At 44.2% G+C, this 16,856-nt stretch carries 13 protein-coding genes; 1 reads left to right on the top strand and 12 read right to left on the bottom strand.

Features of this window, described 5'->3' with window-relative positions:
- The first annotated feature begins 151 nt into the window (after nt 1-151).
- Nucleotides 152-1,156, top strand: coding sequence for an aldo/keto reductase (locus OCV82_RS13525; protein WP_154044888.1), 1,005 nt, complete (start codon nt 152-154; stop codon nt 1,154-1,156).
- A 57-nt stretch (nt 1,157-1,213) separates the two neighbouring features.
- On the opposite strand, the gene OCV82_RS13520 is transcribed toward OCV82_RS13525, so the two are convergent.
- From OCV82_RS13520 to OCV82_RS13465, 12 genes are all read right to left on the bottom strand, one after another.
- A complete protein-coding gene (locus tag OCV82_RS13520; RefSeq protein WP_154044887.1) occupies nt 1,214-2,521 on the bottom strand; it encodes a sensor histidine kinase in 1,308 nt (435 codons plus the stop codon).
- A gap of 11 nt (nt 2,522-2,532) precedes the next feature.
- Entirely contained in the window at nt 2,533-3,888 is a 1,356-nt protein-coding gene (locus OCV82_RS13515) for a sigma-54-dependent transcriptional regulator (protein ID WP_154044886.1), read from the bottom strand.
- A gap of 40 nt (nt 3,889-3,928) precedes the next feature.
- On the bottom strand, nt 3,929-5,377 hold the full coding sequence (locus OCV82_RS13510) for a TolC family protein (RefSeq protein WP_394802664.1): 1,449 nt from the start codon (nt 5,375-5,377) through the stop codon (nt 3,929-3,931).
- 76 nt (nt 5,378-5,453) lie between these two features.
- Nucleotides 5,454-6,752: an ABC transporter permease gene (locus tag OCV82_RS13505; protein WP_154044884.1), complete on the bottom strand. Its 1,299-nt coding sequence runs from the start codon at nt 6,750-6,752 to the stop codon at nt 5,454-5,456.
- 76 nt (nt 6,753-6,828) lie between these two features.
- Nucleotides 6,829-8,112, bottom strand: a complete 1,284-nt coding sequence (locus OCV82_RS13500; RefSeq protein ID WP_154044883.1) for an ABC transporter permease — start codon at nt 8,110-8,112, stop codon at nt 6,829-6,831.
- Nucleotides 8,113-8,148: 36 nt separating this feature from the next.
- Entirely contained in the window at nt 8,149-9,450 is a 1,302-nt protein-coding gene (locus tag OCV82_RS13495; protein ID WP_154044882.1) for an ABC transporter permease, read from the bottom strand.
- A 4-nt stretch (nt 9,451-9,454) separates the two neighbouring features.
- The gene (locus OCV82_RS13490) at nt 9,455-10,774 is read right to left on the bottom strand and encodes an ABC transporter permease (RefSeq protein WP_154044881.1); all 1,320 of its coding nucleotides are present in this window, start codon (nt 10,772-10,774) and stop codon (nt 9,455-9,457) included.
- 19 nt (nt 10,775-10,793) lie between these two features.
- Entirely contained in the window at nt 10,794-11,459 is a 666-nt protein-coding gene (locus OCV82_RS13485; protein WP_154044892.1) for an ABC transporter ATP-binding protein, read from the bottom strand.
- Between the two features lie 55 nt (nt 11,460-11,514).
- The gene (locus OCV82_RS13480) at nt 11,515-12,825 is read right to left on the bottom strand and encodes an ABC transporter permease (RefSeq protein ID WP_154044880.1); all 1,311 of its coding nucleotides are present in this window, start codon (nt 12,823-12,825) and stop codon (nt 11,515-11,517) included.
- A gap of 6 nt (nt 12,826-12,831) precedes the next feature.
- Nucleotides 12,832-14,136 (bottom strand): ABC transporter permease, encoded by a 1,305-nt coding sequence (locus tag OCV82_RS13475; protein WP_154044879.1) that lies wholly within the window; start codon nt 14,134-14,136, stop codon nt 12,832-12,834.
- A 14-nt stretch (nt 14,137-14,150) separates the two neighbouring features.
- Entirely contained in the window at nt 14,151-15,401 is a 1,251-nt protein-coding gene (locus OCV82_RS13470; protein WP_154044878.1) for an efflux RND transporter periplasmic adaptor subunit, read from the bottom strand.
- Between the two features lie 318 nt (nt 15,402-15,719).
- Nucleotides 15,720-16,838 carry a PepSY-associated TM helix domain-containing protein gene (locus OCV82_RS13465; RefSeq protein ID WP_154044877.1) on the bottom strand — a complete coding sequence of 373 codons (1,119 nt, stop codon included), beginning with the start codon at nt 16,836-16,838 and terminating at the stop codon, nt 15,720-15,722.
- Between the last annotated feature and the right edge of the window lie 18 nt (nt 16,839-16,856).

The following is a 16,856-nucleotide window of genomic DNA, read 5'->3' as shown; positions in this document are numbered from 1 at the left end:
ATCAGCCTCACTCAATTCAAGCACTTTTATATGTTTCATGATTCAATGTCTAAAATATCATGAGACAATATTAATAATTTATGCTGAATATAAAAATATTTTAGATCACTTACTTAGCATATTAACTTAAATACATAAATCTAGTATAATTATGATAGAACCGGTATATTCTGCAGCTCTCGACAGATATGAAGGAAAGATGAAGTATCGCAGATGCGGTAAGAGTGGAATTCTTCTCCCTGAGATTTCATTGGGATTGTGGCATAACTTTGGCGATGTGGATACATTGTCAAACAGTCGTAAAAAGTTGCATTTTGCCTTCGACAATGGTATAACCCATATAGATTTGGCCAATAACTACGGACCTTCGTACGGTTCGGCGGAAGAGACCTTCGGACATATAATGAAGACATCATTCGCTCCGTATCGTGACGAACTCTTTATTTCTACCAAGGCCGGACATGATATGTGGTCCGGACCATACGGAGAGTGGGGCTCGAGGAAATATCTTTTTGCCAGCCTTAACCAGAGTCTTAAAAGAATGAACCTTGAATATGTCGATATTTTCTATTCCCACAGGTATGACCCTGAAACTCCGTTGGAGGAAACATTGCAGGCGCTCTTGGATATAGTAAGAATGGGCAAGGCATTATACGTCGGTATATCGAAATATCCTGCCGATAAGGCCAGGTTTGCATACGAATATCTGAAGTCTGAAAAAGTACCGTGTCTGTTGTATCAGGGCAGATATAATATTATTAACCGTGAGCCCGAGGAAGAAGGTATTCTGGATGAAGCTTTTAATACAGGTGTTGGCTTTATAGCTTTCTCTCCACTTGCCCAAGGCTTGCTGACAGACAGATATCTGAATGGAATACCCGAAGACTCCAGAGTTGCCAGAGGTGGATTCCTGAAGAAAGAAGCGCTCACTTCTGAGATGTTGGCGAAGATATCTGAGTTGAACAGTATTGCGTTGGAACGCGGACAGACTCTTGCCGAAATGTCATTGGCATGGTTGCTGAAGGATAATAAGGTGACATCCGTGATAGTAGGCGCAAGCTCTGTGGAGCAGTTATCCGATAATATCAAGGCTTTGAACAACACATCGTTCGATGAGGCTGAACTCAAGCGTATTGATGAGATTATAAAAGGTTGATTTTAACAGATTATACATGGAAGTAGTATAGTATCAATGTTGTGCTATACTAATTTTTTATTGTATATTTGGGAAAGAGATACGGAAACGGGTCAGTCCGTCAGAATATGAACGCAGGGAGAAAGTACATCCGTGTTTGGTCAGTACTTCACGGATGAATATCAGACCGATACCCTGGCCGTTCGGTTTTGTGGAGAAGAAAGGACTGAAAAGTTTGGCTTCCACTTCCCGGCTGATACCTTTACCTGTATCTGCTATTTCTAGCGTTACGGGTGAATCCGTAGTACGGATGTATATGTCGCCATGCTCGCCGATACTTTCAGCGGCATTCTTTATTATATTGACCAGTACCTGTTCAAACAGTACTGTATCTATTTTTACAACAGGATTTTCCGGACAAAGCTCGTTGTGGAGAGTTATTTTACGGTCGCGGCAGATAGTCTCCATAAACATGCGGCAGGCGGAAACTCTGTCGTTCAGCCTTACCTGTTCAAGATTTGGCTCCGGTATCTTTACTACATTTGCAAAATTTGTTATAAAGCTGCTCATTCCATAACAACGCTCCACACATACCTTCATAACTTCCTGTATGTCTTCCGTATCTTCCATCTCTTTCAGTGCCTCGCTTGCTGTTTCCAGCGTGGAAGTAATACCTGCCGTGGTATTGTTTACCTCATGGGCAATCATGCGGATAACCTTCTCGTATGCCTTCTTTTCGGCTTTAACTACTTCGTCAGTCAGACTTTCTATCAGAACAAAGGGGTGTGCAAATCCTCTGTCAACAAACGAAAGCCGTGAGCAGCGGTAAATCATAGAGTCGCTCAGGCGGATAGTGTCTGTTGTATCTTTGGGCAACCGGTCTATCTCTTCAGCCAGCGGACATTCCAGGTTCTTGAACTCTTTTCCTGTCAGTTCGTTTGCCGATGTGTATCCCAGAAAGCGTAGTGCGGCAGCATTAATCATGGAAATCTTTCCGTCGAAATCGAGTATGATAACTCCCATCGGAGAAACATTAATGAGCAAATCAAGGAAGTAATTCTGTTCGCGGAGTCTTAGCCGTTCGTTTTTCAACTGATCCATCATCCTGTTGAACATATCTACTATACGGTCTGCTTCAGCCTGTTTTACCGGGGCAAGACGGCTGCTGAAATCCTGTTCGCGAAGCAAATCCATTCCGTTGGCTATACTGTCCAGAGGTTTTACCACTTTGCGGTAGAAATAAACCAGAACAATAAGGCTGAGCGTTATGACTGCCTCACCTACATAGTGGAGTGTTCCCTTTTCTTTTAAAGTGAAGAAGAACAGGATTCCCCATGCGAACATCAGTAATATAGCCAGCAGAAAGAACAGGTTTTTCAGTTTCATCCTTATTTGATTTAGTCGTTGAACGAAATGCCGTATTTTTCCAGACGGCGGTATAGGGCCGCGCGGCTGATACCTAATGAGAGGGCAACTTGCGAAAGATTATTGCCGTGTGCTTCAAGTGCCTGCATGATGGTACGTTTCTCCAGTTCCTCCAATGTCAGACCTTGCAGGTTTTCAGTTACCGATGTGGTAGAAGCCGGATGATACTGTGCCTTGAAGTCATCTGCTGTAAGCAGCTGTTTGCCGCATACCAGCAATGTACGTTCTACCAGATTTTTCAGTTCACGTATGTTTCCGGGGTAGGGCAGATGGCTCAGATAATCCAAAGCATCGTCAGTCAATTCAACTGGAGAAAGTCCGTCGGCTTTGCAACGGCTGTCGGCAAAATGACGTGCAAGCAATGGAATATCTTCCCTTCGTTCGCGCAATGCCGGAAGATGTACCGTTATCAGATTTATACGATAGAAAAGATCTTCGCGGAATGTGTGTTCACGTACCATCTGTTCGAGGTTGGCATTCGTGGCGCAAACCACTCTCACATCTACTTTCCGCGGGCGGCTTTCGCCAAGAGGTTCGAATGTCTGCTCCTGCAGGACACGTAGCAACTTGACCTGACATGACAGATCCAGCTCTCCTATTTCATCGAGGAAGATTGTACCCTTGTCTGCCAGTTCAAAACGTCCTTTACGGTCCGTCACGGCATCGGTGAATGCTCCTTTCTTATGTCCGAACATCTCACTTTCGAAAAGAGTCTGTGAGATACCTCCAAGATTGACTTTTACAAACGGTTTGTTCCTGCGCGGACTGTTCATATGTACGGCCTCGGCAATAAGTTCCTTGCCTGTTCCGCTTTCGCCTGTTACCAGTACCGAAGCACCTGTACGTGCCACTCTTTTTACTGTAGTAAGAACATCAAGCAATGCCTTGCTCTTGCCTATGATATGGCTGCGGTCGAATCCGTCATCGTCAGTTAAAACCGTATCTGCAGACTTGTCTTTTGATGTCAGTTCCAGAGCTGTTTCTATGCGTTGCATCAGGGCGGCGTTATTCCATGGCTTTGTGATAAAGTCGAAAGCTCCTGCCTGCATACCCTGTACTGCCAGCGGGATACTTCCCCACGCTGTCATCAATATTACAGGAACATCAGGGCAGAACAGCTTGACTTGCCTGAGCAGTATCAGTCCTTCCTCGCCATTGGTGGAAAGACTGAAATTCATATCCATCAAAATAAGTTGTGGTGTAACGGAACGGACTGTTTCTATAGCCTCTTTAGGACCGGAAACAGCCAGAACATCGTACTTTGCCCGCTTCAGCATGAAACTGAGCGAAGAACGTATTGCACTATCATCATCAATTATCAGTATCATAACTCTGCAAAAGTAAATATAATTCCTTTAATCTGTGGTTTTATTTTCTGACAATCTTTTCAAAGTCGGCATCAATTCCGGTGTTCGTCGCGAAATCCCAAAGTGTCAGACTGCGCAACTGATAATAATAATACCAGTAATAAAACAGTTCGTTGATATGCTTACGGCGTGCCTCATCCTTCTGGCTTTGTGAGTCGTTCAGATCGAGTGTGGAAATCTTTCCTATCATGAAAGTCTCTACATTGGTATGATAGCGTTTTCTGGCTATCTGGTCAGCCTCATCAGCCAGATGAAGCTGTGTCTGCTGGTTGTTGAACTGCTCAACCAGTATAAATATATTCTGGTTGAAGTTCATGGATTCCTGACGCAGTTTGCTCTCTGTCACTTCACGGTTGCTTTGTGCCACTTTTACTTGTCCGCGACGCTTTCCCCAGTCCAGTATTGGAATCTTGAATCCTACTTCAACTACCTGATTGTCTTTCAATCGGCGGTAGGCGCTGTCGAAACGGTTGTCCGTACCGGTGAAACCGACCTGTGCGAAGAGAGTAATTTCGCGCATATTCCCTTTTGCTTTTGCCACTTCATAATCGGCTTCCAGTTGTCTGCGGCGGATGTTGTGGGCGAAAGAGTTATTGGCTAGAGCTTTCTGTAGTACGTCATCATAGTCTAACCGCACGTCCGGTACTGAATCGGGGACTATAGGTTCGAGTTCCTCGTCCTCACTTAGGGCGAGGAAAGAACGGAGAGTAAACATACAGCTCTTCAACGAACTTTCGTTTGAAGTCAGAGTAGAACGGGCATCGAGCACATTCAGCTCCAGTTGCAGCAGATCATTTTCGCTAATCTGTCCCATACGTCGTTTAGCCTTTGCCACTTCGTGAAGTTTTTCGGCATTGGCAAGGTTCTGACGCGCTATCATTACATTTTCCTTTGCCAGCAGCAGGTTGAAGAAATGATTTATGGTTGTCATTGTCACTTCCTCGGTTGCGCTTAGGAAAGCGGCTTTTGCTTCGGCATAGCGTACCGGCTCTATACGGCGGTTCCACTTTATGTTATTCACTCCGAAAATAGGCTGGCTCAAAGTAAGTGCGAGAGGGACGGACATAAATCGGTTTCCTACTGTTCCGTCCATCTGACGCAGAAAATCGAGTGAAGTGTTCAATGACAGTTTACCTCCCGTAAACCAGATGTTCTGGTCGATGGAAAGCTGTCCGTTCATCTGCATATAGTTGTTTCTGACAAATGTATATGAACCGTCCTCCTGCTGGTAGGAATTGTAGTTTTTGTTGTATGAAGGCAGATTGGCTGAAAAGTTTATTTCAGGTAGCAGGTCGGCACGGAACGTACGATATTCCCAATAGGCTGTCTTCAGTTCGTTCAAAGCCACGGCTGCATCCACACTCTGTACACGTGCCAATGTGATAGCCTCGTCAAGTGAGATGGCGCGTCGCTGCACCGGAGAGTCTGTTTCTCCGGCTGCTAGCACCATATTAAGAGAGATTAGAGAGCAAATAAGTATAACAGTTCGTTTCATAAATCCTTTATAATAGAATTCTTTATAATGTTTATTCATCGTGCAATGCTTCGGCGGGTTGTATCTTCATGGCCCGGCGTGCTGGGTACCATATGCCCATAACAATCATCAGAGCCATGAGCAGGACTGTGAAAGCCCATGCCTGCAGAAAACGAATAGTGTCGAACGGTAATTGTCTGACTTCCACCAGTTCTGAGAAACCGATATTCAGCGAGATTAATGCTGCAGGTATCATTGCGATGGTGAATAAAAGTAGTCCTTCACTTATCAGGCGTATGAAAACACCTTTACGGGTGCTTCCCATGGCCATACGGAGTGCAACTTCTTTACGGCGATGCTGTGTGCGGAACCAGAATGTACCCGTAACACCAAGGAAGATATTCAGCATCAGGAATCCCAAAATACATAGTTGGGACTTGACTTCGTTTACATCTTCTATTTCTTCAATGGTGCGTAATTCGGAAAATGGCAATACATTAAGGATATATACATTTCCGATTCTGTATAGTCTGTCTGCATCATCCATAAGTGTTTCTACAAAATTATGGTCAGCTTCAGGTTTTACACGCACGCTTAATTGCAGGTAGGCCGGATTTCCGAATTCTATCATTACGTTGCGTGGAAGATCTGTGGCGATGAAGGGGCCTCCCCATTGGTCGGAAGTTTCAAAATGACTCCAGCGTAAAGGTTCTGCAATACCGGCTACACGCATACGGAATTCATTGTCGGGTACCCATAATGGCAACTGATCTCCCAGTAATGGAGTAGCATCCGGTAATTTAAGTTCCTCGTAAGCTTTAGTTACGTTACGTGACAGAATGATGGTATTGGGGTTTAAAACTGAAGCTAGTGAATCTGAACTATTTGTATAGACAGTTTTTCCATTCATATCCTGAATAGCCACACCTTTGATACGGAACAAACGTATAAAGTCCGGTTGTGCCCAGCGGCGCATGGCATTGATTTCTACAGTATCTACACATACTGTCATGCCGTTGCTGCCGTCTCCGTAAGGAATACTGTTTTGCGATATTGCCACTTCCTCCACACCCGGACGATGCCGTAACCGTTCTGCTATTTCCAGCAAATCGTCAATATCATTTTCAGGAGTACGTTCTGCATCGTAAAGGGCTGAGTTGGGTGTAAGGCGGTTCAACATCAGGCAATAGCAATGGTCTGTATCAAATCCCATAGGTGAAAAATAGACACGCGCCGTCACGCAACACCAGTCAACGATATACCACAATATAACGAATACGACCAGCAATTCAATTCCCAACATGAAGTTGCTTCGCCATTCATTTTTTAGTTGTCGGAATATAGTTCTCATAAATCATTCTTTAAGTTTTAAAGTAAGTAAAGTAATATCAGTCAGATAATTGACTTAGGTGTTAAGGCTGGTTTGCTTAAAACTGTCCGTTAATGGCTTCTACAATGTTCATTCTTGACGTGCGCCATGCCGGAATTCCTGCACTGAGCATATTCATCAGCAGACAGAATGCAAAGGCAATCAGGAATATCCACGGGCTGAGCAAAGTTCCAGCAGTGAGAGTTGTTTCTCCGGTGAAATATGCGTTGGTGGAATTTCCGAAAAGAAAATCATTCAACACGAAAGTTGCCGCGTAACTTAATGCTAATCCTAGAATACCAGCCAGACAGGTGAGTGTCAAATTTTCTACGAATACTTGCCATAGCAATTCATTTTTAGTGGCTCCAAAAGCTTTGCGTACTCCTATTTCTGCCATTCTCCGGCGCATACGTGATAGTGTCATGCTACTCAGGTTAATTGCAGGTACTACAAGCAGAACCAGTATAACTGTTATATATCGTATGATAACTTCCTGTATATCCGGAACTTCCGACCATGAACGGTACAGATGTACGAATTGTGTATCCGGCTGTCCGCGATAAAATACTTCCACACCGTCCTGTGCGTCATTGTATTTCTGTCTCAAACGTTCACATTCTTTGCGGATGGCAGGAAAATCGTCTTTGTCATGTGCCAGAATAACTGCTTTCATCTTGCCCATAAGGTTATATCCCCATGATTCTGCTTCTGCATTGCCGGCAGTGTAAGGTATCCATACTTGGGCGTAAGCTTCAGTTGCCAGTGTAGAGACATCTGCTACTACGCCGCATACTTGGAAATCCACATGGTTTAATTCCAGATGTTGCCCTGTTGCATTGGTGTGTCCGAACAGATGTCGTGCTACGGACACGGTTATTACTGCCTTTGGCAATCCGCTGTTTAAATCGGCTTCAGTGAAGGGTTTCCCGTCAATAAAACGGAAACTGAATACCTTCCAGAAGGCGTCGTCTGTCTGTACCATATCTGCAGTCATCTTGGCACCGGCTGGCAGTGAGGCCCTGACCTTGCTGGGTTGTGAAATTAGTGTGACACTTTCTGCCGTAGTCAGTGCCTTGAAACACTCGCGACCTGTTTGTACAGACATTCGCGAGTTTGCCGAACTGCCACTGGTGTCTCCTTTGGCACGATAAGACATATTTGGAACGTATAATGAGCGACTTCTGTTAATTTCCGGTTCACAATCGGCTATACGTGCCCGTATAGTAATGACAATCACCATAATCATACAGATGGAAAGTGCTGTACCAAGTATGGAAATCCAGCTGATGACCGGATTTTCACGAAGATGCCATACCGCCTGTTTAAAATATTGTTTAATCATTATTCAAATTCTGTTTTGTTTTTTACAATTATTGTTTCATTCGTCTCTCAAAGCTTCAGTCGGGGCAATATTACTTATCCGGTGTGCCGGAATATAGATACCTGTCAGTACTACCAGAAGCAGAATGATATAGATGATGAATGACACTATAAGGAAGTGTTGCCCGAAATTGTCAATCCAACAAGGCTGTGTCATGACATTGATATAGCTGCTTACCTCATGTAGCCCTTCACTGAGACCATATTGCATATATATTATGCATCCTATAAATGTAGCTATGGTTGTCAGTGCCGTACCTTCACCAAGCAGTAGCATACGGATGTTGTGTGGTGTAGCTCCATACGACAGCATTACCCCAATTTCTTCGCGGCGTGTACGTGTCTGTAGCCAGAAAGTACCTATTACACCGAGGCAAAGATTTATAAGGAAGAACATCGCTACACTCAGATTTCGGCGATATAGTGAAGTGCTGCTGTAAAACTCGCTGTCCGCAATAAGGTCGTCATACGACTGAAGGTCGCGTGCATAAAGATTGCCCGCCCGCATCTCACGAAGCATCCATGGCTTGAAATCATGAAGGAAGCGTTCCATGCTGACTCCTTCTTTTATACGGACCACAATATGCATATCTTCCAGATTATCAAGAATGTCGGGATGACTTTCTGGAATGAATACAGTCGGCAAAGGACGAAGGTCATTGGCATATTTGAAAGGTTTTACAGTACCCACAACAGACATATAGATGGTATCTTTTCCCTCTGCCTCCCAACAGCGCTGCCTGTTATAGGTATTGGTGTGAAACATGCCTTCCAAAGCATCCTCTGTCAGTATTATATCGGACTCATTATAAGTATAGTCGGAAAGTTGGTTCACTGTCATGCTGCCTTCTCCACGCTTGAAACCGTATGTCTCAAAGAAATCGGTATGTGGCCAGAAGTAAATATTCATGATGTTGAAATCTGTAGAATCACCTTCTGCTGTCAGAACTGAGCTACTGCTTCCTATTGAGCATGGATATGCGAAAGAAACCATAGGAGTGGCATTCTTTACATCCGGATGCTGCCGTGTACGTTCAACAATATTCATGTATGCTTGCATCAGAGAAGCAGAATCCGCGCCTTGGGTATCATAGCCTGGGGCTTGTGGCTGGAGCATGGCTACTGACACCATGCATAGCCGATCTGCATCATAACCAAGTGGACGTTGACGGTCGTATGTAACAACAATGACAGGGTCGAATATAATCCATGAAAGTACAGCTACCAATATCAGTTCAGCCATAAGCCAACCGTTGTTACGGCGACGGGACCATAAGTTCTTAAGTATAAGTTTTAGCATAATATTATCTTTTTTCGTAAAGAGAATATACAATAGGTTTACGGAGCGACATCCATGCCGGGAGTAATGCTGACAGAAGGTTCAGCAAAAGGCAGAGCAGAAAGGCTATGCCAAACACTGCAGGTGCGAAAAGCATTTCGCCGGACACATATAGATTTGCACCTTCAGGAGTGGCTGTCGGCCAGTCGCTGAGTAGGGTGAAAATCCATTCACGTCCCAGATAGACGGTTGTCCATGCCACTATCAGTCCTATAATGCCGCCTGCTATGGTAAGGAAGAGATTTTCCCACATAACCTGCGACAGAAGTGCGCCTTTGTTGGCTCCGAATGACTTGCGGACACCCATCTCCGGCAGACGGCTTTCCATACGGCTGGCAATGAGTCCGCTCAGGTTCAGGGCAGGTACCAACAACAGTACCAATACTACGACTATAAGATATCCTGCCGATTTCCAGAAACTGAATCTGACATCTGATGGAATTTCCTGAAAAACACTTATAAAATGTGAAGTGGGTTGTTCCCACAAATCTATACTCCAGGAATCCTTGTATTCCAGGTTTACACGCCTTGTCAGTTCCTTTATTTCGGTACGTAGGGCATCAGCCTGAGTATCATCTTTAACAAGGAAAGTAATGTTATATTGACCGCAATAAGGAAACCTTTCGGTGAGTGGCTTCTTATAATTCGGAATAACCGAGTAGGGAAGATATACCTGTGCGTACGATTCATTTGTAAGGTAGCTTGCTCCATGGACTACTCCACACACACGATAGTCAATATAGTCAAGTGTGAACGAACGTCCCACTACTTCATCTGTGCTTCCGAAAAGTCGTCGGGCTAGATCATCCGATATGACAGCTGTACGTATGCCGCTTTCCAAATCTGAATCAGTGAATGGATTGCCATCTACAAAACGTAATGGGTAGATACGGAAGAAAGCAGGATCTACCAGCTTTAATGCCGGACGAAAATCACCGCTACGGTCGGCTGGCTGGATATATCCGGCTCCAGACATTCCGCTTCCCAAATGGGCTGAAACCGCTACAACGTTTTTTAGAGTATATATCCATTCCTGTAATGCACGATAACTTAGGCCTGCATTCAAGTTGGACTTCTCTTTTTCCGAATGAAACAAGGCATTGGTTAAATATAAAGTGTTGCTTCGGTTTTCTTCTGGATACACCGGTGCCAGCTTTACATAGTAAATCACAGCCATGATAACCGTCATTGCAATGGCAAGGCCTGTTCCTGTAATGTAAAGAGTACTGAAGAGGCGGTCCTGCCTCATCAATTCAATGGCTTGTTTAAAGTATGTTTTTATCATATAGAAGTTTCTTGATATTTTATCCTATCTGACGTCCGTCGAAGAAACGTACTGTTCTTGAAGTCTGTTTGGCCTGTTCTTCGTTGTGTGTAACCATTACTATCGTGCGTCCGTCTTCTTTATTGAGCTGATGCAGCAGTTCCATAACTTCAGCACCCATTTTTGAATCCAGATTACCAGTCGGTTCGTCGGCAAGTATGATTTCCGGATTTCCGATAATTGCGCGTGCTATCGCAACACGCTGGCACTGACCGCCGGATAGTTGTGAAGGCATGTGTCGCATACGGTGGCTCAGTCCTACCTTCTTCAGAACCTCTTCTGCCAGTTGTCTGCGTTCTTTTGCCGATACGTTTCTGTACAGAAGTGGAAGTTCCACATTGTCAATCACATTCAATGAATTGATAAGATGGAACGACTGGAACACAAATCCCAGGTTCTTATTACGGAAAGCAGCCAGTTCCTTGTCTTTCATCCCTTCTACTACTGTTCCTGCTATTTTAATAGTTCCGCTTGTAGGAGCATCCAGCAGTCCCATAATGTTCAGCAATGTTGATTTTCCACAACCGGAAGGCCCCATAATACTGAGAAACTCACCTTTTTCCACATTCAGGTTTACATTTTCCAAAGCCTGTGTCTCTATTTCGTTAGTACGGTAAATCTTGTTGATCCCTGTCAGTTCAATCATGTTCATAGTCTGTTATAATTTAATTGTTAGTTATATGTTTTTTTATTATAAATCTTTATTCGTTTCTCAAAGCATCGGCCGGCAAAGTGCGTGCAGCCCGTACAACCGGAATATATGTCCCTATCAGCGCTATTATCAGCAATATCAGATAACTGATTATCAGAACTATTGAGAAGTGGAAGCCGAAGCGGTTCTGCCAGTATTCAGGATTCGGTACGAAATAACGGTTCATTTCCACTGCATATAGTCCGTTGGTTTGTGCATGATAAAGCAAGAAAGGAATGACCAGCACGAAAGCTGTTGTCAATAATAACCATGCTTCGATAAGGAATTGTCGCACAATACACCTTTGCGATGCTCCTATACTACGCATAACACCTATCTCTTCCCGACGGGCATTGCTACGAATCCAGAAGGTTCCCACCATACCCAAGAAGATGCAAAGCAGGGCGAAACCAGTCAAGGCATATTGCAGGCGGAGCTTGTTGGTTACGCCGCTTGCCATCGCATAGGCCTCACTCATGTCTGAAAATTTTTTCAGACTTTCAAAATAGAAATTGCCAATGGATAGTTGAGACCCCACTTCCTGCTGGAAACGCTGTATGAAGGCTGATTCGTCCACACCTGATTTCAGACGGATGACAAAAGGATACATCCACGCCATATAAGGACTTCCGTGCATATCATCATACATGTGGACAATGAGCGGATAAGGCTGTTCGTAATCACGGTGCTTGAAGTCACGGAATACACCTGCCACTTCCGAAGGTTCATCGTCCTCATAAACTTTTTTCCCAACTGCATCTGCCGTACCAAATAGACGTAGGGCTAACAGTTCAGATATGAAGACTTTTCCTTGAGTCTGTTCGGGTAACCGGATATCATCGCCCGTACGGACATCTTTCATGCCGTAGGTACGGAGCATATTGCTGCCATCAAGTGTTATGAAATTGTACCACTGGGAATGTACGTAGCCTTCTTTTTTGTGTAAAGAGGCGGTATCGGCAAAAACTTGTGTTCCGCTCCACGAGTTGCTGTTAGGAAAACTTTGGTTAGCGGAAATGGACCAGCACTCTACCTCAGGCTGCTCACGCACTATGCGGGCGATACGATGGTAAGCCACCAGATTCATAGAGTCGGAAGCCATATCGGGATTGAAGTTCCCGTTCGTCGCGTCGTACATGCCGATGTTCACCACATAAAGTCCTTCGGGATTATAGCCACGGTCGATAGCACGGTTGGCGGTCAATACATAGATAGGATCGATAACTGTCCACAAGAAAAAACTGACAACCAGCAATTCCAAGAATATCCAGCCGTTCTGACGGCGCTGGTTCCATAGTTGGTGTAAAATAGTTCGTATCATGACATTTTATCTTTTCGAGTTCAACGATTCTGTGATGGTATGTCGCAACGCATACAAAGCAGGTACAAGCGCCGACACCACATTGAGCACAACGCACACGGCCAAGGCAATGCCGAATACCGCAGGATTGAACAACATTTCTACCGTGAACGAAGTGGAAAGGGAGGTATCGTAAATGTTCTTGTCGAATAGTGTCAGAATCCAGTCGCTGGCCGTCAATACAATCAAATATGAGAATACCAGTCCAACCAGTCCTCCCAATAAGGTCAATAATAGATTCTCGCAAAGCACCTGCTCCAACAAACATCGACGGGTAGCTCCGTATGCCTTGCGGAGACCCAATTCTGAAATACGGCTATCCATTCGCGAAGAAATCATTCCACTCAAGTTCAATGCCGGAATGAAAAGTAAAGCCAGCAGGATATAAAGAAAATCTTTAGCCAGATCCATCATGTCCGGAACCTTATCCAAATCCTGACGGAAGGTGCTGAGCCAATATATGTCCGGTTGTCCCATCAGGTCGTATTCATAGTCTTTGTCCTGCTGTGAATACCGGCGGAACACATCTTGTACCTCACTACGTACCTTTTCAATATTCGCCTTATCGTCAACCAACAGGTAAGCGTACACATTACCCAGCAATCCCATACGGTCCAACTCTTTTTGGATGTATTGTGCATTGAGCAATGGCAGCCAAAGATCGCCCACCGTTTCTGGTGTAGCATTGGATACGTCCTGTACCACGCCACACACACGGTAATCACGTCCATTGAAACAGAAATGGCGTCCCGTTACTCCCTCGACCGTAGCAAACAGACGTCTGGCCAGTGATTCGCTAAGGACGGCTACCGGTGACTTGGCTTCAACATCTTCCTGTGTAAAAGGGTGGCCTTCGATGAAACGGAAAGAAAAGAGTTTCCAAAAGTCTTCGTTGGCAAAACGTGGAACTGCCTTGAATGGCTTTACACCCGTAGCAGACACCTGATAGTTTTCCCAAGAATCAAACATACTACCGGCTACAAATTCTACATGGGGCAGGTTTGCAAGCATTTCATCAATCACATAATAAGCCATACCACCGTTGATAGTCCAGTTTTCGGGCTTGCCCTTCGGGTAGCGTTTTATCGGTTTGACAACGAGTGTCCTATTACGGTTGTATTCAGGATAGACAGGACCGAACTTTACGTAGAAGATAATGAAGAGAGTCATCACTAACGCAATGGACAGACCAGTACCCACCACGTATATACCGGTAAAAAGTTTGTGTTGTCTGACAAGTGTCCATGCTTGTCTGAAGTAATTCCTTATCATACTTATCGCTGTATTTATTTTCTTAGTTTCAACTTGTTCTTGTTTTTATACTGACTCATGTCGCTTATAACAACTCTGTCACCGGGCTGAAGTCCTGATACCACTTCCACATATTCGAAATTGGAATCTCCCAGACGGACCTTTCGTTTTACCAGCTCATCTGAACCGTCAAGTACAAAAAGCTGATAATCGCCGCGTCCGACGTAATAGCTTGAATTGGCAATGCGCAACACATCTTCCTTTACGGCATTCATCACATACACATCTGTTTTCAATCCGGAACGCAGACGGCGGTTACTGTCGTCTTCCAGTTGAACGGTAAATGAAATGACTCCGTTCTTTGAAAGCGGTGTCACACTGCTCACCTGTCCCTCAAGTTTCTCACTGCCTATTTTTACGACGGCCTTTCCGCCGGCTGCAACACGGTCACCATAAGTGTCGGCTATCTCACCTTCAACCTTGAAATGGCTCAAATCGGAAATCACTGCTATACGCGAACCTTCGTTTACCTGAGCTCCAATCTGATTGTTGATATACGTCAGAATAGCCTTGCGTGGCGAGCGTATCTGTGCCTCGTCAAGCGTACGTTTTGTCTCGGCAAGTCCTTTAAGGAAAATCTCATATTCCAGTTGTTTTACCTTCAGGTCGGCGGCCTTGACCTTTCGTTCATTGGCGAGCTGTTGGTGCAGCTGTTCCAGTTCCAGCTTTCCTGTTTCGAAATTCAGTTCTGCCTGATGAACCCTGTCCATAGTACCCGAACCCAGACTGTCAAGATAACGTTCGTTCCTTAGTTCCACCTTCATGCGGTTCAGTTTCATTTCAGCCACCTTTACTTTCATTTCAAGGTCACTCAGATAAGTACTGTTGTTCACTTTCAGCTGTTCCAGTTGATAGCGTTTCATCTGTTCCTCATCCAGCAGTTTGTCGTATTCTGTCTTTGCGCTCTGCAGATCTAGTTTCATAATAGGCGTACCTACATTTACGCTGTCTCCACCTTTCTTATATACTTCCAATATACGTGTGTTGATAGGGGAGTTGATAATTTCCTCGAATGCGGGGACCACCTTTCCAGAAGCGCTGACACTAACTTCTATAGTACCTTTGCTTACTTCCGAGAATACCAGGTCTTTTTCTTTCACGCTGCTGCGCATCAGGGAAAACAGTATTAGGATGAGGGCTATGCAACCACCTCCTATACCTCCATATTTTAATATTCGTCTATTACGTTCTTTTTTTAGTACATCTTTGGGTATTTCTCTATCCATAATAATCTGTTTTGAATAAAATTGTTCGTTATGACGCTTTTTATTATGCAAGATGTGTGCCAAAATATTAATCCGTTGATTATCAGTGAAAGACGAAAAAATAAGGTGTCCGAAAACGAACACCTTGTACGGTTTTATATTTAAATAGTGTCGTCGAAAAAGTATTTTCTTCAGCTTATTTTCTATAAACCACAGTGTGGTTTATAAAAATACAACTTGTGTTTATACAAACCACACTGTGATTTATATAAACACAAGTTATATTTATAGAATATGTTAGCTCGTTACTAACTTTCTGATTTGATGTTAGGAGTTTTGTTATCTCATCTTCTTTTTAAGCCAAAGATAGTATCCGGTCAGTGGGAGAGTGGCACCTATCAGTGCAGCCAGGAAATATAGGATTTTGGTAACAGGACCGCCCCATGTTCCTACGTGCAGCGAATATATCAGTCCTCTGAGGTTCTGTCTCACACTGTTATCTTCGAATTTCCTGATTTCGGTTATTTGTCCGGTCTTTGGGTTGAACTTTACATTGTCCGACTTACTCCTGTATCCGTTTTTGTTCAGTGATACGGTTGCCTCGTTTTTGCTCAGCTTGATATAGTTATATTCAGAATAGAGACTTTGTATCTCTTTCAAGGCTGCGTCGTATGCTATGGTATTTTCCTGTCTGGGTTCTGTCTTGCCGCTATCTTTTTTGTCATCATGCCCGTGACTGTGTCCGTGCCCGGCTTGTTGGCTCTGTGCTTGAGGCTCGGCTCCAAGGAGTGAGCACGCGGCTTCCCTATACCATCCGAATGACCATGTAGGTCCGGTCAGTGCCATAATCAGTAGGAATATTGTGGCATAGAAACCGAGCGCTACGTGCGAATCGTACATCAGTCGTCTTGTACCTTTGCAGCAAGCCACTGTAAGTCTGTTCTTCAGAGCTTTGCGTGTACGTGGAAACCATATCACCAGTCCGCTTATGAGGATTATTGTCATGGCTATTGTAGAAATACCCACTATAAGTCTACCGGTTGACATGCTGCCTTTACTTTTAGGAACATCAAGAAACCATCTGTGGAGTTTCCTCATTGTCTGAAAGAAAGGATATGATTTCGACCATCCTATGCTTTCGCCTGTGTAAGGATTGACGAACAGGACTTTCTTTCCTCCGTTGCTGAAGCTTATCTGATATGTAGCATCTGCAGCTTTAGGGATGCTTACGGATGAAATCTTCATTTCGCCGTGTCTGTCCTGTACGATATTTATGACTTCGGAAGGAGCAAGTCTTTCTTTTCCCTGAGGCACTTCCACCTGATAAAGATTCTTGTTTAGGGCACGTGTGATATCCTGTTCGAATACAAGTGTGGCTCCGGTGAAACATATCACAGTGATTATCAGCCCCAATGGGATAGAAAGCCAGAGATGTATCTTGTGTAATGTTTTCTTCATTCTTATTTTTTTGTAATA

It is taken from the genome of Bacteroides cellulolyticus, assembly GCF_025567135.1.
Classification (GTDB): domain Bacteria; phylum Bacteroidota; class Bacteroidia; order Bacteroidales; family Bacteroidaceae; genus Phocaeicola; species Phocaeicola cellulolyticus.
This window is presented reverse-complemented; position numbering and strand designations above follow the sequence as displayed.